General features: G+C 72.4%; 27 protein-coding genes and 1 pseudogene. 12 read left to right on the top strand and 16 right to left on the bottom strand.

Annotated elements, in window-relative coordinates; genetic code table 11:
- The first annotated feature begins 5 nt into the window (after nt 1-5).
- Both V8690_RS21985 and V8690_RS21980 read left to right on the top strand, forming a co-directional pair.
- Nucleotides 6-1,196, top strand: coding sequence for a sensor histidine kinase (locus tag V8690_RS21985; protein ID WP_338781347.1), 1,191 nt, complete (start codon nt 6-8; stop codon nt 1,194-1,196).
- A complete protein-coding gene (locus V8690_RS21980) occupies nt 1,193-1,831 on the top strand; it encodes a response regulator transcription factor (protein WP_338781346.1) in 639 nt (212 codons plus the stop codon). Before V8690_RS21985 ends, V8690_RS21980 begins: the two co-directional genes overlap by 4 nt.
- A gap of 310 nt (nt 1,832-2,141) precedes the next feature.
- On the opposite strand, the gene V8690_RS21975 is transcribed toward V8690_RS21980, so the two are convergent.
- Nucleotides 2,142-2,879 (bottom strand): LAETG motif-containing sortase-dependent surface protein, encoded by a 738-nt coding sequence (locus V8690_RS21975; protein WP_338781345.1) that lies wholly within the window; start codon nt 2,877-2,879, stop codon nt 2,142-2,144.
- A 7-nt stretch (nt 2,880-2,886) separates the two neighbouring features.
- On the opposite strand from V8690_RS21975, the gene V8690_RS21970 reads away from it, so the two are divergent.
- Together V8690_RS21970 and V8690_RS21965 are read left to right on the top strand one after the other, a co-directional pair.
- Nucleotides 2,887-3,063 carry a hypothetical protein gene (locus V8690_RS21970; protein ID WP_338781343.1) on the top strand — a complete coding sequence of 59 codons (177 nt, stop codon included), beginning with the start codon at nt 2,887-2,889 and terminating at the stop codon, nt 3,061-3,063.
- Between the two features lie 431 nt (nt 3,064-3,494).
- Nucleotides 3,495-3,755, top strand: coding sequence for a hypothetical protein (locus V8690_RS21965; protein WP_338781342.1), 261 nt, complete (start codon nt 3,495-3,497; stop codon nt 3,753-3,755).
- A gap of 15 nt (nt 3,756-3,770) precedes the next feature.
- Here V8690_RS21965 and V8690_RS21960 read toward each other — a convergent pair whose 3' ends face one another.
- On the bottom strand, nt 3,771-4,781 hold the full coding sequence (locus V8690_RS21960; protein WP_338785420.1) for a cytochrome c oxidase assembly protein: 1,011 nt from the start codon (nt 4,779-4,781) through the stop codon (nt 3,771-3,773).
- A 178-nt stretch (nt 4,782-4,959) separates the two neighbouring features.
- On the opposite strand from V8690_RS21960, the gene V8690_RS21955 reads away from it, so the two are divergent.
- Entirely contained in the window at nt 4,960-6,522 is a 1,563-nt protein-coding gene (locus V8690_RS21955; RefSeq protein WP_338781341.1) for a carbohydrate-binding protein, read from the top strand.
- A 189-nt stretch (nt 6,523-6,711) separates the two neighbouring features.
- Nucleotides 6,712-7,590 carry a putative RNA methyltransferase gene (locus V8690_RS21950; RefSeq protein ID WP_338781340.1) on the top strand — a complete coding sequence of 293 codons (879 nt, stop codon included), beginning with the start codon at nt 6,712-6,714 and terminating at the stop codon, nt 7,588-7,590.
- A gap of 8 nt (nt 7,591-7,598) precedes the next feature.
- Here V8690_RS21950 and V8690_RS21945 read toward each other — a convergent pair whose 3' ends face one another.
- The 6 genes from V8690_RS21945 to V8690_RS21920 form a co-directional block, all read right to left on the bottom strand.
- Entirely contained in the window at nt 7,599-7,826 is a 228-nt protein-coding gene (locus V8690_RS21945) for a hypothetical protein (protein ID WP_338781339.1), read from the bottom strand.
- Nucleotides 7,823-8,095 carry a DUF4328 domain-containing protein gene (locus V8690_RS21940; RefSeq protein WP_338781337.1) on the bottom strand — a complete coding sequence of 91 codons (273 nt, stop codon included), beginning with the start codon at nt 8,093-8,095 and terminating at the stop codon, nt 7,823-7,825. Before V8690_RS21940 ends, V8690_RS21945 begins: the two co-directional genes overlap by 4 nt.
- Before the next feature lie 10 nt (nt 8,096-8,105).
- On the bottom strand, nt 8,106-8,297 hold the full coding sequence (locus V8690_RS21935; protein ID WP_338781335.1) for a hypothetical protein: 192 nt from the start codon (nt 8,295-8,297) through the stop codon (nt 8,106-8,108).
- Nucleotides 8,298-8,318: 21 nt separating this feature from the next.
- On the bottom strand, nt 8,319-8,684 hold the full coding sequence (locus V8690_RS21930; RefSeq protein WP_338781333.1) for a DUF952 domain-containing protein: 366 nt from the start codon (nt 8,682-8,684) through the stop codon (nt 8,319-8,321).
- 35 nt (nt 8,685-8,719) lie between these two features.
- On the bottom strand, nt 8,720-9,676 hold the full coding sequence (gene bla, locus V8690_RS21925) for a class A beta-lactamase (RefSeq protein WP_338781331.1): 957 nt from the start codon (nt 9,674-9,676) through the stop codon (nt 8,720-8,722).
- 101 nt (nt 9,677-9,777) lie between these two features.
- Nucleotides 9,778-11,412, bottom strand: coding sequence for a penicillin-binding transpeptidase domain-containing protein (locus V8690_RS21920; RefSeq protein WP_338781329.1), 1,635 nt, complete (start codon nt 11,410-11,412; stop codon nt 9,778-9,780).
- An 85-nt stretch (nt 11,413-11,497) separates the two neighbouring features.
- Here V8690_RS21920 and V8690_RS21915 point away from each other — a divergent pair.
- Both V8690_RS21915 and V8690_RS21910 read left to right on the top strand, forming a co-directional pair.
- Nucleotides 11,498-12,477: pseudogene (locus V8690_RS21915) on the top strand (LysR substrate-binding domain-containing protein).
- The gene (locus tag V8690_RS21910) at nt 12,474-13,379 is read left to right on the top strand and encodes a serine hydrolase (protein ID WP_338781327.1); all 906 of its coding nucleotides are present in this window, start codon (nt 12,474-12,476) and stop codon (nt 13,377-13,379) included. Before V8690_RS21915 ends, V8690_RS21910 begins: the two are co-directional and overlap by 4 nt.
- 26 nt (nt 13,380-13,405) lie before the next feature.
- Here V8690_RS21910 and V8690_RS21905 read toward each other — a convergent pair whose 3' ends face one another.
- From V8690_RS21905 to V8690_RS21885, 5 genes are all read right to left on the bottom strand, one after another.
- Nucleotides 13,406-13,987 (bottom strand): TerB family tellurite resistance protein, encoded by a 582-nt coding sequence (locus V8690_RS21905; protein WP_338781325.1) that lies wholly within the window; start codon nt 13,985-13,987, stop codon nt 13,406-13,408.
- Between the two features lie 104 nt (nt 13,988-14,091).
- Entirely contained in the window at nt 14,092-15,537 is a 1,446-nt protein-coding gene (locus V8690_RS21900; RefSeq protein ID WP_338781323.1) for an MFS transporter, read from the bottom strand.
- A 165-nt stretch (nt 15,538-15,702) separates the two neighbouring features.
- The gene (locus V8690_RS21895; protein WP_338781321.1) at nt 15,703-17,622 is read right to left on the bottom strand and encodes a hypothetical protein; all 1,920 of its coding nucleotides are present in this window, start codon (nt 17,620-17,622) and stop codon (nt 15,703-15,705) included.
- A 69-nt stretch (nt 17,623-17,691) separates the two neighbouring features.
- Nucleotides 17,692-19,017, bottom strand: a complete 1,326-nt coding sequence (locus V8690_RS21890; RefSeq protein ID WP_338781319.1) for a serine hydrolase domain-containing protein — start codon at nt 19,015-19,017, stop codon at nt 17,692-17,694.
- A gap of 309 nt (nt 19,018-19,326) precedes the next feature.
- The gene (locus V8690_RS21885) at nt 19,327-19,770 is read right to left on the bottom strand and encodes a hypothetical protein (RefSeq protein ID WP_338781317.1); all 444 of its coding nucleotides are present in this window, start codon (nt 19,768-19,770) and stop codon (nt 19,327-19,329) included.
- A gap of 339 nt (nt 19,771-20,109) precedes the next feature.
- Between V8690_RS21885 and V8690_RS21880 the strand changes: the two genes are divergently transcribed.
- Both V8690_RS21880 and V8690_RS21875 read left to right on the top strand, forming a co-directional pair.
- Nucleotides 20,110-21,462 (top strand): glycoside hydrolase family 43 protein, encoded by a 1,353-nt coding sequence (locus V8690_RS21880; protein WP_338781314.1) that lies wholly within the window; start codon nt 20,110-20,112, stop codon nt 21,460-21,462.
- 168 nt (nt 21,463-21,630) lie between these two features.
- A complete protein-coding gene (locus V8690_RS21875; protein ID WP_338781313.1) occupies nt 21,631-21,993 on the top strand; it encodes a DUF1304 domain-containing protein in 363 nt (120 codons plus the stop codon).
- Between the two features lie 9 nt (nt 21,994-22,002).
- On the opposite strand, the gene V8690_RS21870 is transcribed toward V8690_RS21875, so the two are convergent.
- Both V8690_RS21870 and V8690_RS21865 read right to left on the bottom strand, forming a co-directional pair.
- Nucleotides 22,003-22,416 (bottom strand): DUF5994 family protein, encoded by a 414-nt coding sequence (locus V8690_RS21870; protein ID WP_338781311.1) that lies wholly within the window; start codon nt 22,414-22,416, stop codon nt 22,003-22,005.
- Nucleotides 22,417-22,544: 128 nt separating this feature from the next.
- Complete coding sequence (locus tag V8690_RS21865; protein WP_338781309.1) at nt 22,545-23,396, bottom strand: hypothetical protein; 852 nt, start codon at nt 23,394-23,396, stop codon at nt 22,545-22,547.
- Between the two features lie 148 nt (nt 23,397-23,544).
- Between V8690_RS21865 and V8690_RS21860 the strand changes: the two genes are divergently transcribed.
- Entirely contained in the window at nt 23,545-23,919 is a 375-nt protein-coding gene (locus V8690_RS21860) for a DUF6479 family protein (RefSeq protein ID WP_338781307.1), read from the top strand.
- 41 nt (nt 23,920-23,960) lie between these two features.
- On the top strand, nt 23,961-24,443 hold the full coding sequence (locus V8690_RS21855; RefSeq protein ID WP_338781305.1) for a hypothetical protein: 483 nt from the start codon (nt 23,961-23,963) through the stop codon (nt 24,441-24,443).
- A 217-nt stretch (nt 24,444-24,660) separates the two neighbouring features.
- Here V8690_RS21855 and V8690_RS21850 read toward each other — a convergent pair whose 3' ends face one another.
- Entirely contained in the window at nt 24,661-24,837 is a 177-nt protein-coding gene (locus tag V8690_RS21850) for a hypothetical protein (protein WP_338781303.1), read from the bottom strand.
- Nucleotides 24,838-25,106: the final 269 nt, after the last annotated feature.

Genomic DNA, 25,106 nt, shown 5'->3' with positions numbered 1-25,106 from the left:
TCGGTATGACCGCTCTCGCCGGGTCCACTCCCGATGCCTTCTGGGCGACTTCACTGCGCCGCTGGAACGCGGTGTGCTGGTTGCTGTTCGCCGTGATGGCCGTCGGGCTGGTCGCCATCGACCGGCCCGGCGGGAGCAAGTACGCGGCGCTGGCCCTGCTGGGCGGGGTGGTGCTGTCCTACGCGGTCCTGGACCGCTTCCCGGGCAACCCCGTCATACGGCCGCACGTGTACCTGTCGGTGCTGGTGGTCGCGCTGGGCGGGCTGGCGTATCTGCGCGGCAACTACGCGGCGCTGTTCATGGTGACGCTGCCGCACTACTGGTTGTTCGGGCGGACGCCGAGGGCCTCGATGGGGTTCCTGGGGCTCGCCACGGCCGCCACCCTGGCCGCGAGCGTGCTGCGGCAGGACGGCTGGACGGTGGAGTTCTTCACCGAGACGCTCGTGTCCACGGTGCTCGTCGTCGCCGTGGGGGCGCTGATCGGGCTGTGGGCGCACTCGGTGGTCGGGCAGAGTGCCGAACGGGCGAGGCTGATCACCGAACTCGAAGAGACCCAGGCCGAGTTGTCCGAGGCCCACAAGCGTCAGGGCGCGGCGGACGAGCGGGAGCGGATGGCGCGGGAGATCCACGACACCCTCGCGCAGGGCTTCGCCTCGATCATCGTGCTCGCCGAGGCGGCCCGGGCGGGACTCGGCTCCGACCCGGCGCGCAGCGCCCAGCAGTTGCGCTCGATCGAGTCGACGGCCCGGGAGAACCTCGCCGAGGCCCGGGAACTGGTCGGCCCGCCCCAGCGCCCCGGCCAGGCGGCCGCCGGTTCGGTGGCGCAGACCCTCCGCCGGACCCTGGACCGTTTCGCGGAGGACACCGGCCTGACCGTCGACGCCGAGCTGGCGGACCTGGAGTGCGACCAGCAGACCCGGATCGCGCTGCTGCGCTGCACCCAGGAGTCCCTGGCCAACGTGCGCAAGCACGCCCGCGCCTCCACGGTCGGTGTGGTGCTGACCGGGCAGCCGCACGGCGTTGAGCTCGAAATCACCGACGACGGGACCGGGTTCGTGGTGGAGTCGTCGTCGGGCTTCGGCCTGGACGGCATGCGCAAACGGCTGGCGGAGCTGGGCGGGAGACTGACGGTGACGAGTTCGGTGGGCGACGGGACGCGGGTGCTGGCGCTGATACCGCAGGGGGTGCAGTCGTGACCGGCGGACCGCTCCGCGTCATCGTCGTGGACGACCACACCGTCATGCGGGCCGGCGTCGTGGCCCTCCTGGCCTCCGAGACCGGCATCGAGATCGTCGGCGAGGCGGGCGACGGCCGCGCCGGCCTCTCCCTCGTCGAGCGCCACGAGCCCGACGTCGCCCTGGTCGACCTGCGGATGCCGGGGCTGGACGGAGTGGCCACGACGACCGAGATCGTGCGGCGCTTCCCCCGCACCCGGGTGCTGATCCTGACGACGTACGACACCGACGCGGAGATCGAGCGCGCGGTGGAGGCCGGGGCGATCGGCTACCTCCTCAAGGACACCACCCGTGAGCAACTGGCCGACGCGATCCACGCGGCGGCGCGCGGGGAGACGGTGCTGGCACCCCGGGTCGCCGAACGACTGGTCGCCCGCATGCGTCAGCCCGCCCAGATCCCGCTCACCGCCCGGGAGTCGGACGTCCTGAACGCGGTCGCGGACGGCCTGACCAACGCCGAGATCGGCCGCCGCCTCGTCATCGCCGAGGCCACGGTGAAGACGCATCTGCTCCGCCTGTTCGCCAAGCTCGACGTCAACGACCGCACCAGGGCGGTGGTGGTGGCGATGGAACGGGGGCTGTTGCACAGGCCTTGAGCCGTTGATCGGTCTGTTTCGCGACCCGGACCACGCGCGGGCGCGAGCACACGCGGCCCGGACTTTGCCGAAATGGCGCGTTCGACGACGTGTGGCCGGGTGCGAACGCGCCGGTCCGGCATGAGGTTGGCCAGGACCCGACCGGCAATGGTTCCGAGGAGGTCGACAGCCGGACTGATGACGCCTGCAGTCTGAACGAGCAGGTCGCGGGCGGTGTCCAGGGCGATGGACAAGCCGGCCCGGTTGCGGAAGGGGCCCGCACCGACTTGCGGATGCGGGCCACCGGTTGGTTCGCGGCCTCGTTACGGCATCAGGCCGCGGCGCCGCCGGACTTGCGGCGACGCACGACGAGCATCGCGCCGGCGCCGACCACCACGGTCGCACCACCGATCCCGGCGATCAGCGGGAGCGCGGAGGAGGCACCGGTGTGGGCCAGCGAGCCCTTGCCGGCCGCAGTCGTGTCCGAGACCGGGACGACGTGGGAAGTGCCGCTCTTGGCCGGGGCCTTGGACGGCAGCGGGGCCTGGCCGCCGGTCTGCGGAACCGGCTTGGAGCCGGTGGTCTTGGTACCCGGCTTGACGATGTCGACCTTGTAGACGGCGGAGCCCGTCGCCTCGCAGTTGTTCTGTGTGTCCGGGTAGACGCCCAGGCCGATGGTGAGGGCCTTACCGACCGGGGCCTTGGCCGTGACGTCCAGCCGGAAGCTGAGGTCGACCGAGGTGTTGCCGGGCAGGTCCCCCGGGCCCAGGGAGCCGAGGGCGTACTTGCCGTCGTCCGTGACGTTGAACCACTGCTTCGCGTCCGGGTCGTACGCCTGGAGTACGGCCTGCTTGAGCGTGAACGGGTTGTCGCTCTCCAGCGGACCGACGCCCGCGGCGAGAGTGATGTCCTTGATGGCGTTCTTCGACGGGTTGGTCACCGTCATCTTGAACGGGTGCCAACCGCTGCCCCTCACGATCTTGCCAGGCAGGCCGCTCAGCGCGATCCGAAGGGTGGCCTTGTAGTTCGGGTTCTGGGCTTCGCAGAACGCGAGATCGGTCGGCTCCACGGACGGCGTGCTGCTCGGCACTGCCGAGGGGGAGGCAACCGGAGCCGAGGCACCGACGGATGCGGACGCGCTCGCGGACGCGGAAGCTGCGGCGCTCGCGGACGCGGATGCCGTGGCACTCGCGGTGGCGGAGGGGCTGGCACTCGCGGTGGGGGGTGCCGAGGCCGAGCCGTCATCGGCGTAGGCCACGGTTGCCATTGCCAACGCTGCAGGGGCGACGGCAGCGGTCGTCGCGACCGCCATCAGGGCACGGCGAAACTTCATGAGACCTCTATCTGCGGAAGAGAAGAAGACCAGAGGCCGTCGCGGTGGTGGGGGCACGCGGCGCGGCAGGGGTTGATCGTAAGGCCGCGCGAAGGGGAGCTCAGGCGCCCGCCGTGGGTGGATTCCGACCATTACCTGACCATTGCCCGACCATTACCAGCCCGAAGACAGCGAGTCATGATGAAAGGTGCAGTTGCCCTCAGCCTTGGGATTTTCTCTATGAGAAACGTCACGTTCACGCTCCTTTCGGAGTGACACCATGCCTCGTCGCCCCTGTCCCGCCGACGCCTCACCCGTCGTCACACACATCAGACCCGTGACCTCCGATTTCACGATGCACACCACTCACTGGTGGACGGTCAGCAGCGCCATCACGGCGTCGACGGCCCCGTCGCGCAGCGGCAGGCGTTCCGCGTCGGCCGCACGCCGGGTGCGGCTACCGGCGGCCGCTGGTCCGGCATGATCCGGCTGGGTTCGACCGCGAGGACCGTCTGCGGTGGTTCGTACGAGCCGGTGCCCGCTCCGGCGTCGAGGACGTCCGTGACGTCGTCGCCGAGCGCGGCGTGGATCCGCGCGGCGATCCGGGGGTCGGGCCGCCGCGTCCGGGCGTAGGTCGCGCCGAGGATGTCATAGGTCGCCGTACGGGTCAGCCTGCCCGGCGTCGTGACCCTGCCGTCGCACCCGTGCCGCCACCTCGCTCTCCTCCGTCTCCCACCAGGGCCGCACCAGTTCGGGAGCCGGGCCCCGCCCGAATCCGCTTGCGGGAGGGGCGAGTTCACCATCGAGCCGACGGTCAAGCGCCGCCGTCTGGTCGCGCTCGGCGCGGACCCATTGGGCGAGGATCACCAGCAGGAAGGGCAGGGCGGCCAGTTCGGCGATGCCGAGCATGGCGCCGCCGCCGATCTGCTGGTCGTGGTGGACGTCGGGTGACCAGGGCGGCGCGTGGTGCAGGTACCAGGCGCCCGCGATCAGGGTGCCGTGCGTCATGACGACCAGCCCGGGGAGGGCGTCGACGATGCCGTCCAGGAAGACCAGGGCCGCTCGGACGGGGTGGGTGCACCAGGCGGGCAGGGCCTGTTCGCGGGTGAGCACCGGCAGGACGAACAGGCAGCCGGCCGCCAGCAGGTGCAGGTACATCAGCTCGTGCAGCCAGCCGACGCGCAGCGCGGTGGCGAAGTACGGCGTGAAGTAGACGGTCAGTTCCGTGGCCAGCACCAGGGCCGTGCTGACGAGGGGGAACGTCAGGGTCCTGACCAGTCGGCCGGTCATGACCCGCCGCACCCGGCCCGCGCCGCCCTCCGGCAGCGCCTCGACCGCGAGGCGCAGCGGGTCGCCGAGGGCGAGGCCCAGCGGCGCGAGCAGATCGAGAGCGACGTTCTGCACGGCGGCGGGCCAGAACAGTTCATGGTCGTAGACGGCCAGCCCGGACATCGTGGCCACGACGATCGTGCCCGTCCCGAGCACGGCGAACGCGGCGAGGCGTGCGAACGGCCAGGAGCCGCCCCGGCCGCGCACCCGCGCGACACCCCAGCCGTAGAGCCCGCCCAGGGCGACGACGAGCAGCAAGGCGGGAACGTCCAGCTGCCAGGAGCCCAGCAGCCGCCCGGCGGTCAGCTCCGGCAGGTACCCGGCCGACAGTTCGTTCACGGGCGGAGAGTAGCCGCCGAAGTTAAGAGGGGGAACGCTCGCGAGTTCATGAATATGAATGGGAATCATGTACCGGTCTATTGACGCGTCCACGGCAAGCTTCTACGTTCCCTCAGAAGCGCTCACCCCGGCCGGGTTCCGCCACCGTCACCACCCTTGGAGACGAACGATGCACCTGAGACCAGTGATCGCGTCCGTCGGCCTCCTGGCCGGCAGCCTCGTCGCGCTGTCCGGGACCACGGCACAGGCGGCGACCACCCGGTACGAGGCCGAGACGTCGCCGGCGGTCTGCGCCGGCACCATCGACTCGAACTGGGCCGGATACTCCGGCACCGGGTTCTGCAACGGCGACAACGGAACCGGCGGCTACGCACAGTTCACCGTGACCGCGTCCGCCGCCGGCACGGCGACCCTGAAGGTCCGCTTCGCCAACGGCACGACCTCCGCGCGCACCGCGAACATCGTGGTCAACGGCACGGCGGCCGGCACGGCGTCCTTCGAGGGCACCGGCGCCTGGAACACCTGGGCGACCAAGACGCTCACCGTGCCGCTGCGGTCGGGCGGCAACACCGTCCGCCTCGCCCCGACCACCTCCGGCGGCCTGCCCAACATCGACTACCTCGAGGTCGAGACGAGCGGCGGCGAACCGCAGCCCACGGGCCCGGTCCTGTACGTCTCGCCGGGCGGCACCGACAGCGCGGCCGGCACGGAGTCGAACCCGACGACGCTCACCTCGGCGATCAGCCGCATCTCCGCCGGCGGCACGATCTACCTGCGCGGCGGCACCTACCGCCACTCCCAGACCGTCACCATCCCGGCGGGCCGCAACGGCACGTCCGGCGACCGCACGGAACTGTTCGCCTACCCGGGCGAGACCCCCGTGCTGAACTTCTCCGCCCAGAGCGAGGACCCGGCAGGCCGCGGCCTCGCCGTCAACGCGTCGTACTGGCACATCAAGGGCGTCGTCGTCGAACGGGCCGGTGACAACGGCATCTTCGTCAGTGGCAGCAACAACGTCATCGAGCGCACGGTGACCCGCTTCAACCGCGACTCGGGGCTCCAGCTCTCCCGGGCGCTCTCCAGCACGCCGAAGGACCAGTGGCCGTCCCACAACCTCATCCTGAGCGCGGAATCGCACGACAACGTCGACTCCGACGGCGAGGACGCCGACGGCTTCGCCCCGAAGCTCACCGTCGGCCCCGGGAACGTCTTCCGCCACACCGTCGCCCACCACAACATCGACGACGGCTACGACCTCTACACCAAGACGGACACCGGCCCCATCGGCGCGGTGACCATCGAGGACTCCCTCGCCTACGACAACGGCACCCTCAGCGACGGCTCCCAGGCCGGCAACGGCGACCGCAACGGCTACAAGCTCGGCGGCGAGGACATAGGGGTCAACCACATCGTCCGGCGCAGCATCGCCTACCAGAACGGCAAGCACGGGTTCACCTACAACCGCAACACCGGCCCGATGCAGGTCTCGGACAACGTGAGCATCGGCAACGAGCAGCGCAACTTCAACTTCGACTCGGGCAGCACGTCGGTGTTCCGGAACAACACCTCGTGCGACAGCGGGTCGAACGACCGGATCATCGGCGACTCCGACAGCTCGAACCAGTTCTGGTCCGGCTCGAACGGCTCACGCTGCTCCTCCTACGCCGGGGCCCTGCGCTGGTCGTTCGCCTCCGACGGGCGGCTCGTCGTGACGTTCGGGGGCAGTCGGTAGCCTGGCCGTATGGCATGCAACGGCATCCCGCACTGCTTCCTCTGACACCGCGGTGAGGACGGCGACGTGAGTGATCACGTCGCCGTCCTTGGCGTGCCCGCCGTCCGCGGGCGCCGACGACTCACCGTTCACCGCCCGCATCCAGCTCGGCGCGGCGCTCTTGTCCCGCTGAGCTGTCGAGGAGCATTCATGCCCACCACCCCTCCGGGAACCGGCCGACGCCGCCCCTCCGACCGGCTGCTGACCGTCCTGACCTGCCCCCTGTGCCCGTCGGGCCTGGAGCGCGCCGACGGTGCGCTGCGGTGCGCCGACCGGCACACCTTCGACATCGCCCGCCACGGATACGTCAGCCTGCTGACCGGCCACCGGCGTGCCGCGAGCGCCGACTCGGCCGACATGGTCAGGTGCCGCGGCGCGTTCCTCCGGGCCGGGCACTACGACCCGCTCGCCCGTACCCTCGCGAGGCTCGCCGCGGAACTCGCCCCGCCCGACGCCGTCGTGCTGGACGCCGGGGCGGGCACCGGTCACTACCTCGCGTCGGTCCTGGACACGCTCCCCGGGGCCATGGGGCTCGGGCTGGACAGCTCGGCCCACGCCCTGCGCGCAGCGGCCCGTGCCCACGCCCGCGCCGAGGCCGCCGGGTGGGACGTCTGGCAGCCGTGGCCCGTCCGGTCCGGCTGCGCCCACCTCGTGCTCAACGTCTTCGCGCCCCGCAACGGGCCGGAGTTCCATCGCGTCCTCCGGCCGGACGGCGCCCTGCTCGTCGTCACACCCAGCGACCGGCACCTGCGCGAACTGCGCCGGTCCGTGGGACTGCTGGCGGTCGACCCCAGGAAGGAGGAGCGCCTGCACCGGACTTTGGCGGACCGCTTCCGGCACGAGCGCGCCGAGCCGCTGGAGTACACCATGGGCCTCACCGCCGAGGACATCGCCGGTCTGGTGACCATGAGCCCGGCCGCGCATCACGTCAGTGAGGCGGAACTGCGGCGCCGTATCGGGGAATTGGCGGTGCCGGTGCGGGTGACCGCCTCGTTCGTCGCGTCGGTGTACCGGCCTCGGGAGGGTTAGGGGACCGGTCAGGCGTCGGGCCGTGCCGTCTCGTCCATGCGCTGCTGCTGTGCCGTGGTGAGCGTGCGGATCATGAGGGCCGCGGTCCCGGCCGCCGCCACGATCACCGCGTCGGCGGTGAGCAGGGGCAGGACGTCGGTGCAGGCGCGGGCGATGACCTCGTCCGTGGAGTCGGTGTAGATGATGCCCGCACCGCCGGCCAGACCGGCCAGCCAAAGAGCCCACCACCAGTTCACGACGGCCGGCAGCCGCCGGTCGGGAAAACGGACCGGTGGACGTCCGCGACGATGCCCCGGGGTACCCACAGGTTCACCACGAACACGATCCAGCCCAGGTAGAGCCAGAAGGATCCGTCCCGCGGTGCCACGCCCGAGAGGGCACGGGCATTGTCACGGACGCGGTCCAGCCAGGACAGGAACGCGAGCGCGCAGATCACCATGACGGCACCGCCCACGGTGCTGACCTGGTGGCAGGAGCCCTCCAGGGCGGTCAGCGGGCGGTGCACGCCGCCTTTCTCATCCGGCGGGCCGGACGCCGGCTGCCCGGTCCTGGCGAGCCGGATGTGCCACACCGCCCGGACCACCCAGGCCCGCGGCGAGGGCGAGCGCCGCGACGGCGCAGCGGGCCGGGCTACGGACCGGGCGCAGGGCGGGGCCCGGGGTGGAGGCGGCGGCCTTGTCGGTGACGGGCGTTTCCAGTTCGCCCACCGGGTCATCCTGTCGTACCGCTCACCCGTTCGTGTTCCCGAGCCCTACTGCCCGGCCCCGCTCGTCCCACCGCACCTGAAGGACGTGGTCGACGGCGTCCCGGTCGAGGGGGCCGTACACGTGCGGGAACAGGGTGTCCTCGTCGACCCCGGGCGGCGGGGCGGGGGCCGCCGCCTCCCACTCCACCCGCGCGGTGAGGCGAGCCTCGTCGAGGGCGAGCACCAGCAGGGGCCGGGGCGCGTCCCGGTAGAAGGCGTTGACGACGGCGAGCGTGGTCGGCTCGTCCGGTGAGCAGTGCACGAAGCCCTCCTCGGCGAGGGAGGCGGGGGCGTACGGCTCCTCGGGGGCGGCGTTCCAGTCGGTGAGGGGTATGGAGTGGTAGATCATGGCCCCGTTATAAGCCACCGGGGGCCCGGGGGCCTTCAGAGCCCCAGGGCGGTCACGGTCCGTGCGGTGGCTTCGGCGATCAGGGCGTCCGAGGGTTCGGCGTCGTAGCCCGGCCGGTCGGTCATGACGGCCAGGACGAGCGGCTCGGTGCGGGGCGGGCGGACGATCGCGATGTCGTTGGCCCTTCCGTAGTTGCCCGTGCCGGTCTTGTCGGCCACCTGCCAGCCCTTGGGGAGTCCGGCCCGGACGCGGCGGGCGCCGACCGTGGTGGCGTTGCGCGAGAGCCAGTCCGTCAGCAGGGCGCGTTCACCGGCCGGCAGGGCGGTGCCCAGGAACAGCTTGCGGAAGTCGGCGGCGATCGCGCGGGGCGTGGTGGTGTCGCTGGGGTCCTCCGGTGGTACGTCGTGCAGTTCGGGTTCGTAGTGGTCCATGCGGCTGACGTTGTCGCCGAGTCCGCGCAGAAAGGCGGTGAGCTTCGCCGGGCCGCCGAGGTCGCGCATGAGGAGGTTGCCGGCCGTGCCGTCGCTGTGGCGGACGGCGGCGTCGCAGAGTTGGCGCATGGTCATGCCGGTCGCGACGTGCCGTCCGGTGATCGGAGAGGTGGACTCGAGGTCGGCCCGCGTGTAGGTGACGCGCCGGTCCAGGCCGTCGAGGGAGCGGTGGCGCAGGACCGCCGCCGCGGCCAATGCCTTGAAGACCGAGCAGAACGCGAAGCGCTCGTCGGCACGGTGGACCGCCGTGGCACCGGTGCCGGTCGCGAGGGCGTAGACGCCGACCCGTGCGCCGTACTCGCGCTCCAGGTCCGCCAGGCGCGGGCGGTGGACGGGTGGGGCGGGGGTGCGGCGGCCCGGGGCAGGGGTGGGCCGGGTTGTCGTCGCGGCTCGGCCTGCGCGGTCGGTGTCCCGGCCGGCCGTGCCGCAGCCGGCGAGGGGGAGTAACGCCGCGGCGGCCAGGAAGGCGCGGCGGGACGAGGCGGGCCCGTCGACGGGCATGCGTGGTGCTCCTTTCACTCGGTCACCCGGAGATCACTCTGACCACGGGACCCTCAGATCACTTCGTCACTCGGCGGCTCCCTTCGCCAAGGGCCTCCCGTTCACTCGGAGTCGCCGGGGACGGCGGCCAGCAGACCGCGGACGACCGGCCCGGCGGAGCCGCCGCCGGTGACGCCCTCCTCGACGACGCAGGCGACGGCGACGTTGCCGCGGTGCGCGACGAGCCAGCCGTTGTTGTCCTGGTCGTCGGATACCTCGGCGGTGCCGGTCTTGGCGCCGATCTCCCCGGGCAGGTCGGACAGGACGCGTGCGGTGCCGTCGGTGACGGTGGCGCGCAGCATCTCGCGCAGCTGGGCGACGACACCCCGCGGCAGCGGGGTCGTGCTGGTCGTGTCCTCGTTCCCCTCGGTGAGCGAGGGCTGGTGGAAGGTGCCGGAGACGGCCGTCGCGGTGACGGACGCCATGATCAGCGGGTTGGCCTGCACCCGGCCCTGACCGATCATCGAGGCGGCCTTCTCCGTCTCGTCCTTCGGCACCGGCACCGAGCCGTCGTACGAGGGAGCCCCGACATGCCACTCCTGGCCCACGCCGAAGTACTTACGGGCCACCTCGCCCAGCTCCCCGTCGTCGAGGCGGTCGCGGAGGCTGATGAAGGCGGTGTTGCACGACTCGGTGAAGTCCTTGCGGAAGGTGGCGCCCGGATGCTCGGACAGCTCCACGTTCTGGAACCGCTTGCCCACCGTGAGGTACTTGGGGCAGTCCACCACGTCGTCCGGTGCGACGGCGTCCCCGATCAGCAGGGCGCTGGTGGTGACGATCTTCCAGGTGGAGCCGGGGGCGTAGGTGCCGGACAGGGCGCGGTTGAAGCCGGACGACGGGGAGTTCGCCACGGCCAGGATCTCGCCGTCGTCGATCCGCAGGGCGACGAGCGCGGCGTTCTTGCCGTCGGCGTGGGCGGCCAGGGCCTTCTCGGCGGCGGCCTGCCAGCCGGCGTCGAGGGTCGTGCGCACGGGGCCCTCGTCCCGGACCGTCCGCGCGCCGAACCTGGCCTCCGTACGCTCGACGTTCCCGGTGGCCCGGTCGACCAGGTGGATCGCCCCGCGCGGGCCGGTGCCCTCACCGCCCCCGCCGAGCCGCGCCATGACCGGCCCCAGGGAGGGGAACTCCGTGCCCGACAGGGCCGTTCCCTGCCGGTCGGTGACCTCGGGCGGCTTCGTCTCCTCCCGTTCGAGGCGGAACTTCTCGGTGTCGCTCAGACGCGGGTGGACGAGGGACAGCTTCCAGTCCACCTTCCAGCTGCCGTCGCTCTGCTCGCGCAGCGGCAGCTTGGACTCGTAGGTCCAGGTGCCCAGGCCTTCGACGGGCATCCGGGCGGTGAACGGGACGGTGACCGTGCCGTCCTCGGCCTCGGCCGCCGACTTGGCCGTGAGCTTCGGTCCGCTGATGTCGAGGCCGGCGGTGAAGCTGTCCAGCACCCGCTGTGCCGTGCCCGGGCTGGTCGTACGGCCGGCCGCGCTCGGCAGTCGGCCGGCGGCCCAGTCGGCGAGGAACGCGCGGGCCTGTTTCCCGGCCGCGGGGTCGGGCCCGGTGTCCCGCTCGAAGGGGCCGAGCCCTGCCGCGAACGCCCCGCCGGCGGCGACGGCCAGCACCACCGCGCCCGCGGTGACGGCCCGTACGGCCGTCCGGCGGGGCCCCCGGCCCTCGGTGGTGACGCTGGTGTAGTCGTGGTGGTCCATGCGCCGAGAACAGCAGCGGCCGGGGCACCTTGTCCAAGACCGCTATCGGTCTCGGATCAATACCAAACGGATATGCTTCCTGCTCGTGGACCTGGTGCGGCACTTGGAATGCTTCGTGGCTGTTGCAGAAGAGTCACACTTCGGCCGTGCCGCGGCTCGTCTGGGCATGGCCCAGCCGCCGCTCTCGCAGCGCATCCAGCGCCTGGTACGGCACCTGGGCGTCCGGCTCTTCGAACGCACCAGCCGCCAGGTGGCCCTCACCGAGCCCGGGGCGCTGCTGCTGGCAAAGGCCCGGGAGGTACTCGCCCGCTCCGAGGCGTTCATGGCCACCGCGCGCCGCATCCGGGACGGCGAGACCGGCCTGCTGCGTGCCGCGCTGCCGCCGGACCTCTCCGGGGAGACCGTCGCCGCACTGCTGGCGTGCTTCACGGGTGCGGGCGCGAGCGGCCTGGAGCTGGAGCTGCACGAGCTGCCCACCGCCCAGCAACTGGAACGGTTCGCCGCGCACGAGCTGGACGTCGGCCTCATCCACCACCCGTGCGACGTCGCCGGGCTCGAACTGGGCCCGGTGCTGCGGCGCGAGCTCGGCGTGCTGCTGCCACGCGGCGCGGCGGCGGCCGGGCGCGACGAGGTACCGCTCGCCTCCCTCACCGGCCACGACCTGATCCTCTTCCCCGCGCCGGCGCCCCCGCCGTCTACGACGACCTCCTGACCACCTGCGCCCGCAACGGCTACACCCCGCCCTCCGTACGCCATGCCCTGGGCACCAGCTTCGTCCGCGGACTGGTGCTGTCCACCCAGGCGGTGGCCTTCAGCCCCCGGGACACGCACGCGAACGAGGGCGCGGAGAGCGTGGGCACGGAAGGGGGCGTCGTATGGCGCCGCCTCACCGGCACCCCGCTGGCCCTGCGGCACTCCGTCGCCTGGCCCGCGGGGCGCGGGGACGCCGCCGTGTCCGCGTTCGCCGAGGCCGCCACACACGCCCTGCGCACCACCGCAGGCGCGACCCCCGACCTGCCCTCCCGCCCGCTGCACCTGCGCCCGGCATCGGAGTACTGGCTGTGACCGACGCCCTCGCCCGTATCCACGCGGCCTTCGCCGACGCCGGGGTCACCGGCCGGCTGCACGCCGTCGACATCGACAGCGGTGCGCAGCTCGACGCCGGGGCGGACCAGCCCGTCTGCACCGCCAGCGTCCACAAGCTCTGTCTGCTCGTCACGCTCCACGAGCAGGCCGCGGCGGGGATCGTGGACCTCACCGAGCAGGTCGAGTGCCCGCCGGAGGGCCGGACCACCGGCCCGACGGGACTCGCCGCCATGCTCGACGGCGCCCGGCTGTCGCTGCGGGATCTCGCCTATCTGATGATGTCCGTCAGCGACAACGCCGCCGCCGACCTGCTGCTGGCCCGCGTCGGTCTCGACGCCGTCAACCGCGCCACGGCCCGCCTCGGCCTCACCCGCACCCACGCCGTCCACACCTTCGGCGAACTCCTCGCCACCATCAAGGAGGACGCCGGCCCCGGCGGCGCACGGTCGCTGGCCGACCCGCACGTCGTCGCCCGGCTGCGGGCGCTCGACCCGGCCCGCACCAACCACAGCACCCCGCGCGACATGACGCGTCTGCTCGCCGCCGTCTGGCGCGACGAGGCGTGCACGCCCGAGCACGGTGCGGCCATCCGCCGGATCCTCGGGCTCCAGGTGTGGCCGCACCGGCTGGCGTCCGGCTTTCCCTTCGACGACGTCCACGTGGCGGGCAAGACGGGCAGTCTGCCGACCGTGCGCAACGAGGTCGGCGTCGTCGAATACCCCGACGGGGGCCGCTACGCCGTCGCCGTCTTCACGCGCACGGCCCGCACCTCCGCCCTTCAGCCCGCCGCCGACGCGGTCATCGGCACGGCGGCCCGCCTGGCCGTGGACGCGCTGCGCGCCCCCCAGGCGGGCCCGAGGGGGACCGAGCCGGTTCGCTGATCAGAGCTGGAACTCAGGGCTGAAACTCAGAGCTGGAACTCCGCCGGAGACAGCCCCAGCGCCGCGCACGCCTCGCGCAGGACCTGCGCCTCGGCCTGGGAGAAGTGGCCGTCGGCGCCGGCGATGACCATGCCGGTCTGGATCACGGCCCGGGCCTCGGTGGGCTTCTTGGCGGTCTTGGCGATCTCCTGCATGGCCTCGGCCTTGCCGTGCTGGAAGTTCATCGTGAGCTGGTCCACGTGCTTGTTGAAACGCTGCCGCAACTGCTCCGGCGGGAAGTTCTGGAGCACGTCGTTGCTGAGGATCATCGACTCGACCTGCTGCCGCTCGGCCGGGTCCACCTGCCCGTCGGCCGCCGCGACCAGGGCGCACACCGCCATGCTCGCGTCCCGGTACGCACCGCTCTTCAACTCGGTCTTCAGCGAGCCGAGCTGTGTCTTCAGCACACCGATCAGCTGGGCCTTGCTGCCACCGCCGGACCTCGTCCCGCCGTGCCCACCGGTCGCGCCATGCCCACCGGCCGCGCCATGCCCACCGGCCGCGCCGCGCCCGCCCTGGGCCTGCTGGAAAGCCTTGGCCTGGTCCTTGAGCTTGTCCCACACTGCCATTGAGTCACCTCGGTATTAGTCGGAGTCATCTCGCGAACCCGCTCCCGCGCGCTCACCGGATCAACGCCCGGACCCCGGGCAAAGGTTCCGCAAAACGCACCCTCTCACCTCCTGTCCCCTCGTGCGGCGCGGGTCGCGGTCAGCGGTCCGGCGACGCACGCGGCGCCCAGCAGGATGCCGAAGGCGACGGTGAGGGCCGTGGTGTAACCGTGGACGGAGGCCTCGGCCGGGGTGGTGCGGCCCGCTGATGCCACGTAGGACGCCGTGGCACTGGCCGCCACGGTGTTGAGCAGCGCGGTGCCGAGTGCGGCTCCCAGTTGCTGGGAGGCGTTGTAGGCGGCCGACGCGGCTCCGATGTCGCGCAGCGGTACGTCCGCGGTGGCCAGGCCGGCCGTCGGGGGCAGGACGCAGCCCAGACCGAGCCCGGTGAGGACCAGGGCGGGTGCCAGGTACAGCGGCAGGACGTCCGTACTCCGCGCTGTCAGGCCGGTCAGGATGAGCACTCCGGCGGCCGCGGCGACCAGACCCGGCACGATCAGCGCCGCGGGCGCGACGCGTCCGTGCAGCTTCCCGGCGATGAGGGTGGAGCCGAGCAGGCCGGCCAGGGCGTTGATGATCAGGACCAGGCCCGCCCGGACCGGCGAATAGCCGAGGACGGTCTGGGTGTAGTAGCTCATGAAGAGGTAGAAGCCGAACATCGCGACGAACATCAGGGTGATCGCCAGCAGCGCCCCCGCGCGGGCACGGTGCAGCAGCACCCGCATCGGCAGCAGCGGGTGAGGGGCTCGGAACTCGACCACGGCGAACGCGGCCAGCAGGAGGACACCGGCGGCGAGCAGCGTGAGCACCTTCGCCGAATCCCAGCCGTACGGTTCGGCTTCGTTGAAGGCGTACACCACAGTGGCGAAGCCCGCGGCGCTGAGCAGCGCGCCCGCGACGTCGAGCCGTCCCTCGCCGCGCAGCGGGCGGTCCGCCGGCACGAATGCCGTGCCGAGCACGGCGAGCAGCGCGACCGGGACGTTGACGTACAGGCACCACCGCCAGCCCGCGTACTCGGTCAGCAGCCCGCCCGCGATCAGTCCGACGGCCGATCCGGCGGCACCGACGGCGGCGAACACGCCGAACGCCCTGCCGCGTTCGCGTGGCTCGGTGAACGTCGTGGTCAGCAGCGAAAGCCCCGCGGGTGCGAGCACGGCGGCGAAGACGCCTTGTAAGGCCCGGGCCGCGAAGAGTGTCTCCGGGTTCCCGGCGGCCCCGCCGAGCGCGGAGGCGACGGCGAAGCCGGCCAGGCCGATGACGAACGTGCGCCGGTGACCGAGGGCGCTGCTGACTCTGCCGCCGATCAGCAGCAGCCCGCCGAAGGCGAGCGCATAGGCGGTGACCACCCACTGCCGGCTGCCGTCGGACATGCCGAGCGCGCTCTGCGCGGAGGGCAGTGCGATGTTGACGATGGTCCCGTCCAGGACCACGAGGAGCTGGGCCGCGCTCACGGCCGACAGCGTCCACCATCGTCGTGTCCTGGGGGCGGCTTCGATGACTCGGGTATCCATGACTTCAATCGTTTCGTTGAAGGAATCCCGGAGACTTCTCCCGGCCGTCGTGACCGGTCCCCCGCGGCAGTCGGGGACCGACGTACGGCAAACCCTCAAGTCCGCGGTTGAAACGCGACTGCCCGCACCCGGCGATCGGGTGCGGGCAGTCGTGGTGACGCGTTGTCAGGCACCGTCGCGCGAGCGGAGCTTCAGGCGCGGGGCGAGGCGGAACGCCACGAAGCCCGCCGTGGCCAGGGCCGCGGCTGCGCCGAGGAGGAGGCCGATGCCGCCGGCGCCGGTCGAGGCGAGGCTGCCGTTGTCGAGGTTCGTCGACGTGCCGCCCGTGGTCGAGGAGCCGGTGCCGCCGGTCGTGCCCGAGGTGCTCGTGCTGGGCGACGGGCTCGGGTCGGCCGAGCCGGTCGGGTCCGCCGAGGGGCTCGGGGACGGCGAGCCGGACCCGTCGCCGGGGCCGGGCTCGTCCGAGCCGTCGCCGGGAACGACCTCGACCGCGAACTGGGCCATGGCGTCACCGACCGACGCGGCGACGGTGTACGTGCCCGTGCCCTCACCGGCGGTCAGGGCCGGAGCCGCGGCCTTGCCCGAGGCGTCGGTCTTGACGCGGACGGCCTGGTCCTCGCCCTCGAAGCGGGGCGCGTCCTCGCTGCCGTCCTCGACCCGGAACTCGACCTCCGTGCCGGCCGGCGCCGCCTTGCCGGACTTGACCACCATGGCGCGCAGCGCCTCGGCGAAGTCCTGCTGCTGCTCGGCCCTCTGCTCGTCACCGCCGGCGACGCTCACGGCGTACGGCGACTCCTCGACCCGCACGGTGAAGACCGTCGACGCGCCCTGGGTCTTCGCCCGGACGGTGAACTCGCCCTCCTTCTCGCTGCCCAGCCCGATCCACGCGGACTGCGCACGGCCCTGGGCGTCGGTCGCCACGACGGTCTCGTCGTCGTCCGGGCCGCCCGTGAGGTAGAACAGCGGCTTGAGACCGTCCGGGTCCTCGATCGTGAAGGTCACCGAGGTGTCGGCGACCGGCTTGCCGTCCTTGTCCCGGGCCACCACGGCCAGCGGGCCGACGTCGTGGCCCGGCTGGGTCGTCTGGCCGGTGCCGGAGACCTGGGTCAGCCGGTCGACCGTGGTGGACTGCCACTGGAGGACGATCCGGCCGGGGCCGCCGGGGGCGTTGACGCCGCCCTCGGCCACACCGGAGTCGATCGGGTTGTCGGAGGGGGCCCAGAACGGGTCGGTCTTCTCCGGAGCCTTGCGGCCGGTGCCGACGACGAGACGGGCGTCGTCCACCCGGGCCGGCTCGACGTAGCTGGAGCCGCCGCCACCGCTGCCGGTGGTGGGGTCGTTGCCGGTGGACGAGCCGGTCTCGGCGCCCGTGCCACCGCCGCCGCCCGCGTAGCCGGCTTCGCCGCCGCCCCCGCCGTACCGGCCCGTGCCGCCGGCACCACCGGCACCGCCCTTGGCGTGGTCGGCACCCGCGGCACCGTTGCCGGAGCCCGCACCGCCCTTGGCGCCGGTGGCGCCCTTGCCGCCGCGGCCCGTCTCGGAGGCGTCCTGGCCGGACTCGCCACCGGCGGCACCCGCCTCGCCGTGGGCCATGTCGCCGCCACCGCCGCCGCCGCCGGCGATGATGACCAGTGGCGAGCCGGTGCTCGTGCGGATACCGCTGCTGTTGCCGCCGCGCTCGGCGTCGGAGGCACCCGCCTTGCCGCCGAGGGCGTCACCGAAGCGCGGTCCGGCGACGGCGAGCTTCAGCACCTCACCGGGGGTGACCTTCAGGTCGCCGGCGACGAAGCCGCCCGCGCCGCCGTCCGCCATGGAGTTGCCGGCGCCGCCCTCTCCCCAGGCCCGCACGTCCAGCTCCGTCACGCCGGACGGCACCTTGAACTCCTGCGCGCCCTCCGTCGGGACGAACAGGCGGCAGCCGGAGAAGCCCTCCGTCGGCGTGCACGCGTTCCCGACAGGCACGGCGCCGCTGGCGGCCGAAGCACCCGTCAGGGCCGTTCCGCCGGTCGACGCCAGCAGGGTCAGGGCCGCCGCGCCGCGCCGGAATCTGGCGCGGCGCGGCACGACGGCATGGTGATGCAGCAAGGAAACTCCCCAACTTGACACAAGCTCCCCCCAGGGAGCCATGAAACGCTCGATCAGAATCGAGCAAGGCTAGTGGGACAGCTGACCAAACTTGAGACCCTTGGTCAACTGAGAATGGTCGATTCCGGGCAACCGCTTGTTCAGCCCGCCACGGGCGTCCGGGCTCGCGAGACCGGCCCCGGGAGCGGACCGGGAGTCGGCCGGGCAGAGGGCGCGGACGACGTACCCGTAGAGGGCGTCGTCGATCGCGTGCGGCTGCGGGTAGCCGTTGTCGTCGAGGCTCTGGTACTTCATCAGGTTCTGCGCGAGAGCCACCTGACGCTTGCCGTCCCGGCTGGACAGCGCCGTCATGCCGGCGCCGAACACCGCGCCGTCGTGGCCCCAGAATCGACCGCAGGGCAGTTCCAGCGAGTAGATACCGAGGCCGTAGTCGAAGCCGCTCACCGGGACCGTGCGCGTCATCTCGTCCAGGGAGGCCTTGCCGATCAGCTTCCCGCCGAGCAGGGCGCGGTAGAAGCGGTTCAGGTCGTCGGTGGTGGAGACGACCGCGCCCGCCGTGTACGCCCAGGACATGTCGTAGACGCTGTAGTCGCGCGGCGGGTCGATCAGGCCGAAGAACGACTCGTACATCCGCGGGTGCGGGCCCTTGATGTACGGCGTGCGCGGGAAGGACGTGTGGCGCAGCCCGGCCCGGTCGATGACGTTGCGGGTGATGTGCCTCTCGGCGTCCTGGCCGGTGACCTTCTCCAGGAGCAGCCCGGCGATGACGTAGTTGGTGTTGGAGTACGAGCCGGGCAGCTCGCCCGGGCGTCCGGTGGCGGGGGCCGCGAGGCCCAGCCGGACGAGTTCCCCGGGGCGGATGGAGCGGAAGCGCTCCTCGTCGAGGCTGGCCGTCGAGCCCTCGGCGAGGGAGGGGAAGGCACCCACGACGTAGTCGCCGATATGGCTGGTGTGGTTCAGGAGCATACGGACGGTGATCTGCCGGCCGCGCTCCCCGGGTACGAGGTCGGGGAGGTAGTCGCCGATGGGCGCGTCCAAGCGGATGCGGCCGCGCTCCGCCTGCTGGAGCAGGGCGACGGAGGTGAAGGTCTTGCTGATGCTGCCCACCCGGTGCCGCATGCCCGGGGTGACCGGGCGTCCGGTCTCCACGTCGGCGACCCCGGATGCGCCGGTCCACCGCTCGCCGCCGTCCCTGACGGACGAGAACACGCCGTACATGCCCGCCTCGTGGATGGCGTCCAGCGAGTCGCGCAGGGCGGCTCTGTCGAGCGACGTGCGGTCCACGGGCCCTGCGGGCGGCGCGGCCGGGCCGGCCTGAGCGGGTGCGGTCAGTACGGCGGTGGTCGTCAGCAACGTGGTGCCCAGGACGGTTCCGAGAAGCCGGGTGATACGCAACGGCCTTCCCCTTCCTCGGTGTTCGAAAAGGTCGGGGTCATCTTCATGGGAAGCGGATGCGCCTTACATCCGTCCAGGGGATGATCGTCAATCGGCCGATCGATGGCGGAAATGACCACAACCGCCATTGACCCCAACCGAGTTCACGCGTCGGTCGGCCGTCAGTGCGTTCGCGTCGCACGAGGCGAGGAGCTGGGCCCTGCCAACGCCGCCACGGCCAGGGCGGCGACCCGGGTGAGGTGCCCGTTCGCCTGCGCTCGCGGGCTGCGGCTTCCCGTCTCATGCCACATGTCCGGTGTCTCCTCCGGTTCATGAGGGTGCGCGCCCCGCCTGGGGGCTGCCGGTGGCGAGCAGCAGGTCGCCGGAGTGCTCGACGACGCCGACCTCCGGCTGGGCCGTGCCCAGCACCATCAGCACCGAGCCCGTGACCGCCGCGAACGCGCCCGCCCGGCCCCGGGCGTACGGGCTGCGGCCGGCCAGGACGGCCGCCACCGCGTAGCCGACGGCCACGCACACGCCCCACACCCGGTGGGCGGGCAGCGTCGTCACCGCGGCCAGCGCGAGCGCGAACACCGCCGATCCGGCCCAGTAGAGGCCGTCCCGGCGCGCTCCGCGCGGGTCCGTCGCAGGCCGTCCCGGTGCCGGAGCGCGCGCGGGGCGGTGGCCGTCGGCGCGCTCGACGCGGACTGGAACTGAAGGGCCATGGCCGTACTCCCGTGACAGGACGGAGGGACGGGCCCTCACCTCTGTCACGGGTCGAGGACCGACCCCTCGATCTCCTGCCAGGACCGCCCCCGCCACCTCGGCCGAACGGCCACCGTCCGCGACCGCGCAAGCCCCTCCCTCGGCCGAACGGCGGATCCGGCCCGGGAGTTCGCCGTGCACCCCGCCTCGTCGGGCGGTTCTTCGTCCCGTCCGACTCATTGACGCCACACGTCTCCCAGCCCTACCGTCTGGCCGAATTGCCGAACTGTGTTCGTAATACCGAACAAGTCGGACACGCTTCGCTCCGTACCCCCGACGGAAGGCAGAGCCGCCATGACCACCCCCCGCAGAACCCCTCGCAGACCTTCACGCCGCCAAGTCCTCGGCATGGCCGCGACCGTGCCGCTCGCTCTGACCGCCGATCTGGCCCTGGGTGCCGGTCCGGCCGGCGCGGCGACGGGCCCGGCGTTCGTGATGGCCTACTTCACCGAGTCCCCGAACGGGCTCGGCACCGACTACGGCCTGCACCTGGCCGTCAGCCTCGACGGCCTGGAGTGGACGCCGCTCAACCAGAACAAGCCGGTCGCCACCCCCACCGAGGGCGCCGGCGGCCTGCGCGACCCGTTCGTGCTGCGCAAGCAGGACGGCACGTTCGCCGTGCTGGCCACCGACCTGAAGGGCACCGACTGGAGCTACAACAGCCAGTACATCCACGTCTGGGACTCGGCCGACCTGCGCTCCCTCACCGGCTACCGCAGGCTCAAGCTGCACGGCATGACCACGCACAGCTGGGCCCCGGAGGCCTTCTGGGACGCCGCACGCGGCCAGTACGGGATCGTCTACTCGTCGGTGAACGCCAGCGGCCACAACGTGCTGATGGTCAACTACACGACCGACTTCCGCACGGTGTCCGCGCCGCAGGTCTTCTTCGACCCGGGCTACGACGTGATCGACGGCAGCTTCGCCCTCGGTGTCGGCGGCACGAACTACATGTACTTCAAGGACAGTTCGAAGCAGACCCTGGTCGGCGCCCGGTCCGCCACCCTCGCCCCGGGCAGCTGGCAGGTCTTCAGCACACCGGTGGCCCACGGCGGCACCGAGGCACCGATCCTGGTCAAGTCGCTGTCGTCCAGCACCTGGTACCTCTGGGGCGACACCTACACGCCCAACGGCGTCTTCTACGCCTGGCAGACCACCGACCTGGCCTCCGGCACCTGGACGCCGGTCGACCAGCGCCGCTACACCCAGCCGGTGAACTCCAAGCACGGAAGCATCGCGCCGCTCACGGGCACGCAGTACGACAACCTCCTGGCGCACTGGGGAGCCCCGGCCTGGAACCGGCTCAAGTCGTACAACCACCCGGACCGCTACGTCCGCCACGCCGGTTTCGCCGGCCGGATCGACCCCTACCCCTTCGATCCGTACACCGACGCCCAGTGGAAGCTCGTCCCCGGCCTCGCCGACGCGTCCGGGGTGTCCTTCCAGTCGGTCAACTACCCGGACCGGTACCTGCGGCACTACAGCTACGCGCTGCGGCTGGACGTCAACGACGGCACGTCGGCGTTCGCCCAGGACGCCACGTTCCACAAGGTCGCCGGGCTCGCGGACTCCGGCTGGACGTCGTTCCGCTCGCACAACCACCCGACGCGCTACATCCGCCACTCCGGCTACGCCCTGCGCATCGACCCCGTCTCCACCGCCACGGACCGCGCGGACGCGACCTTCCGGATCGGCTACTGACCTGCCGCCCCGGCGGGAAGGCCGGGCCGGGCTCCCGAGCGGCACACGCGGGGACGCGACGGCCCGGCCCGGCCTTCCACTGCCCGCAATCTGCCACCCGGCGACCCGCGCCGCCTCCCGGGCAGGCCCGAACGAGGACGGCGGGGCGAGCCTGCGATGATGCGGCCCATGTCGACCCTCGCCACCGTCGCGGTGCTGGCCCTCGCCGCCCTCCACGCCTACATCCTGGTGCTGGAGATGTTCCTGTGGACCACTCCGCGGGCCCGCGCCGCCTTCGGCACCACCGCCGAGTTCGCGGCCGGGACGAAGGCCCTGGCCGCCAACCAGGGCCTCTACAACGGCTTCCTCGCCGCGGGCCTGCTCTGGGGCGCCGTGGCCTCCGACCCGGTGGGCTTCCAGGTCTCGGTGTTCTTCCTGGTGTGCGTCGCGGTCGCCGGGGTGTACGGCGCGGCCACCGCCGGCCGGAAGATCCTCTTCGTCCAGACCGTCCCGGCGCTGGTCGCCCTGGTCCTGGTGCTGCTCGCGCACTAGGGCACGGCGTCACTCGCCCTGGGTGACCGCCCGCTCCATGAGCCGGACCGCCTCCGCCTCCGGCGTCGCGGGCGGCACCACCAGCAGGTCCCAGCGGCCCCGGCCGGGCGCGAGCAGGCACACGGTGTCCGGGGTGGTCGGCGAGTCCCTGCGGCCCACGTGGACCTCCTCGCCCGCCACGTCCAGGTGCTCCGGGCAGTCGCGCCAGGCGTCGCCGTGGACCAGGACGCTGCTGATCCGGCCCCAGGAGCGCGGCAGCACGGCCAGCAGCCCGGGCAGTTCCGCGGCCAGGTCGTACGACCGGGGCCACCACGCCCCGTCGATACGGCGGGCCGTGCGGCCCAGACGCGGCTGGACCGCGAGTCTCAGCCGGACCTCGGAAGGTGCCGGGAAGGGCGGCGAGGACGAGGAGGCAGACGTCATCAGGGCTCCTGCTGCGAACGGGGGGCGTGGAGACCGCTGGGCCACCGGTTGCGGCCTGCCCCCGGTTTTTCACCGTACCCCGCAGGGCGGCACGGGAGCCGGGGCCCGCCCGCACCGCCCGGTGTCGGTCAGAGGCCGTAGCGGCTCTTCAGATGGCGCCAGAAGTCACGCAGCATCCACGAGTCGAACTCGGTGATCTGCGTGGCGCTGCCCGCCTTCATCAGGAAGCAGCACTGTCCGGTCGGCGACCAGTCGTAGAAGTCGTCGAGGCCGAAGGTGTGGCCGACCTCGTGCAGGTAGATGTGGATGTTCTCCTGGTTCAGGGCGCCGGTGAAGTACTCCTGGCCCACGCGCTGGCCCCAGTCACCGCCCGCGCCGCCCCCGAAGCCCTTGGTCAGCCACAGCGACTGGTCGTAGTGGCGGGCGGCGCCGCCGGGGCACTTCGAGTAGTCGCCGTCCTGGTGGAAGAAGCGGCCGCAGTCCGGGGCGCACTGCGGGGCGCCGCCGCTGTCGAGGATGCCGGTGTAGATGTCGACAGACTTGTCGGTCCACTGGAGGGTGGAGCGGTTCTTCACCGCCCAGCCGACGATGTTGACGGGGACGGTGGTGTACGGCCAGGCGTTGTGGCCCTTGCCGTTCTCGGTCATGGCTGCCATCCACTTGCCGAACTGCTTCTTCAGCGCGGCGTGGATCCGGTCGCGCAGGGCGGCGCTGACGGGGGCGTCGGACTCCCAGCGGACGCAGTAGTTGACGCTTCCACGGTTGGCCATGATCTGGTCCCAGCCGTAGTTGCGGAAGCCGTACAGGTTCCCGTAGGTCGACTCGACGTGGTTCCACACCTCGTTCAGGGGCTGTACGAGGTGCGCGGGCGGGTTCCACTCGTCGGCGGCCCGCTCCTTGCCGCTCGACGTGCCGGGGGCGGCGAACGCCGCCGCCAGCACGACGAGCACGGTGAGCAACCGCGCGAGGTGTCTGCGCATGGTGATCTCCCTCGTGTGGGGGGCCGGGGTATCACCGTCAGGTCGTCGCGGGCCCCGCGGAGGTTGCCCCGCCCGCTGCGTTCGGACGGGATGTCCAGGTGTGGACATTGCGGGCGCTTTATCGCATGACGTCGGCGATAATCGGAGCATGAGTACGGCAACGTCTGAACTGCTGGCGGCGTCCTCAGATCATGCGGTCGCCGTGACCATCGCCTTCATCGGCGGGGCGGTCATCGCCCTCGCGCTGATCTGGGCCGTGCGGGTCGGGATGGGGGTCATGGACAAGGACACGCACCACCCCGCCCCCGAGGAGCAGCCGCACCTCCCGGACGGCGGGCCGGTCCGCGAGATGCGGGAGATGCGGGAGCCCGACGAGATGCCGGTCGTGCCGCGCGACGGCGAGCGGCTGCTGCCCCATGAGCTGCACCACGCGAGCACCAGGACGGGCAAGGACCAAAAGCCCCGCCGTTGGCTGCCCGGATCCAGCGGATCCTTCGGCGGCGGCGGCCTCGGACACACGTGACGCCCTGAGGCCGTAAGACTCCACAGGACCAGGGAGGCGACATGGCTGCCCGCCACCGGACGCGCCGGGCGACGGGGGCGGCGCTGTCGCTCGCCCTGGCCGCCGTGCTCACCGGCTGCGGCGGCGACAACCCCGCGGACACCGCCCGCGAGGCGGAGTCGGCGGTCGGGTCGATCGCCTCGCAGGCCTCCGAGGCCGTGGAGTCGGCCACGGCGGAGGCCGGGCGCCGGCTCGACGCCATCCGGGGCGGCATCGACGTCAAGGGTGACGTGAAGGTCGGCAGGCCCACCGTCGGTGCCGACGGCCGCGCCCGGGCCGAGGTCACCGTCGACAACACCGACGACTCGGCCAGATCCTTCGCCGTCCAGGTCGATTTCAAAGACGCCGAGGGCCGGCTGACGGACACCGTCATCGTCACGGTGGAACACGTGCAGGCGGGCGACTCCGCCACTGCCACCGCCCGCAGCACCCACGACCTCTCCGGCGAGGTCCGGGCCGAGGTGGCCCGGGCCGTGCGCTACTGACCGGCGCCGGCGTCCGTCACCGAGATGTCGATCTGCTCGCTCATGGCGCTCACGCCGTTCAGGGTGGCGACCGGCTGGAGCCGGTTGGCGCCCGCGGGGAGGCCGGGCCCGGGGTGCAGATCCAGGTGCCGTCGGGGGCGGCGGTGGTCGCGCAGGCCTCCTGGTCGTCCTTGTCGCGGACGGTGATCCGGGCGCCCGGGTGCGCCGTACCGGCGATCTACGGCCGGACGTCCAGCGGCACGCCGGACAGCGGGCGGGTCGGCGTCGGCCCGGCCAAACCCACGGTCACGGCACACCGGCCGGCCGCCTGCCGTACGCCGTCCGCGTCGGTGAGCCGCAGGTCGCGGTCGCGCAGCCACGTGCCGGGCACGGCGTCCGCGGGGAACGCGAGCACGAAGGGGAACGTACGGCCCCGGGCTGCCCGGCCGTGTCGCCTGTGACGGTGTACGTCCCGCTGCGGCCGTCGGCGGCGACCCGGCCGAGGCAGCCGGGCGCGGCGAGCGGCGTGGCCGTCACGCGGACGCCCCGGGGCGCCGTCAGCGTCAGCGTGGCGCCCGGCGCCGCCCCCCTTAAAGCCCGCGACGCGATGCCCTCCCGGCCGGGTGCGATGGTCGCGGCACCCCACAGCTCGCCCGGGCCGCCGCCGACGGACCGGGGAACGCG

This window comes from Streptomyces sp. DG1A-41 (genome assembly GCF_037055355.1).
Taxonomy (GTDB): Bacteria; Actinomycetota; Actinomycetes; order Streptomycetales; family Streptomycetaceae; genus Streptomyces.
The sequence above is the reverse complement of the archived record's forward strand: the minus strand, read 5'-3'. Positions and strand labels throughout refer to the sequence as shown.

What these genes read in the sequence shown, in the direction of transcription:
- V8690_RS21860 (WP_338781307.1), top strand. Translation starts at nt 23,545, where the DNA reads ATGAGTACGGCAACGTCTGAACTGCTGGCGGCGTCCTCAGATCATGCG.
- bla (WP_338781331.1), bottom strand. Translation starts at nt 9,676, where the DNA reads ATGCCCGTCGACGGGCCCGCCTCGTCCCGCCGCGCCTTCCTGGCCGCC.
- V8690_RS21880 (WP_338781314.1), top strand. Translation starts at nt 20,110, where the DNA reads ATGGCCGCGACCGTGCCGCTCGCTCTGACCGCCGATCTGGCCCTGGGT.
- V8690_RS21875 (WP_338781313.1), top strand. Translation starts at nt 21,631, where the DNA reads ATGTCGACCCTCGCCACCGTCGCGGTGCTGGCCCTCGCCGCCCTCCAC.
- V8690_RS21930 (WP_338781333.1), bottom strand. Translation starts at nt 8,684, where the DNA reads ATGATCTACCACTCCATACCCCTCACCGACTGGAACGCCGCCCCCGAG.
- V8690_RS21900 (WP_338781323.1), bottom strand. Translation starts at nt 15,537, where the DNA reads ATGGATACCCGAGTCATCGAAGCCGCCCCCAGGACACGACGATGGTGG.
- V8690_RS21870 (WP_338781311.1), bottom strand. Translation starts at nt 22,416, where the DNA reads ATGACGTCTGCCTCCTCGTCCTCGCCGCCCTTCCCGGCACCTTCCGAG.
- V8690_RS21865 (WP_338781309.1), bottom strand. Translation starts at nt 23,396, where the DNA reads ATGCGCAGACACCTCGCGCGGTTGCTCACCGTGCTCGTCGTGCTGGCG.
- V8690_RS21920 (WP_338781329.1), bottom strand. Translation starts at nt 11,412, where the DNA reads ATGGACCACCACGACTACACCAGCGTCACCACCGAGGGCCGGGGGCCC.
- V8690_RS21950 (WP_338781340.1), top strand. Translation starts at nt 6,712, where the DNA reads ATGCCCACCACCCCTCCGGGAACCGGCCGACGCCGCCCCTCCGACCGG.
- V8690_RS21955 (WP_338781341.1), top strand. Translation starts at nt 4,960, where the DNA reads ATGCACCTGAGACCAGTGATCGCGTCCGTCGGCCTCCTGGCCGGCAGC.
- V8690_RS21985 (WP_338781347.1), top strand. Translation starts at nt 6, where the DNA reads ATGACCGCTCTCGCCGGGTCCACTCCCGATGCCTTCTGGGCGACTTCA.
- V8690_RS21855 (WP_338781305.1), top strand. Translation starts at nt 23,961, where the DNA reads ATGGCTGCCCGCCACCGGACGCGCCGGGCGACGGGGGCGGCGCTGTCG.
- V8690_RS21905 (WP_338781325.1), bottom strand. Translation starts at nt 13,987, where the DNA reads ATGGCAGTGTGGGACAAGCTCAAGGACCAGGCCAAGGCTTTCCAGCAG.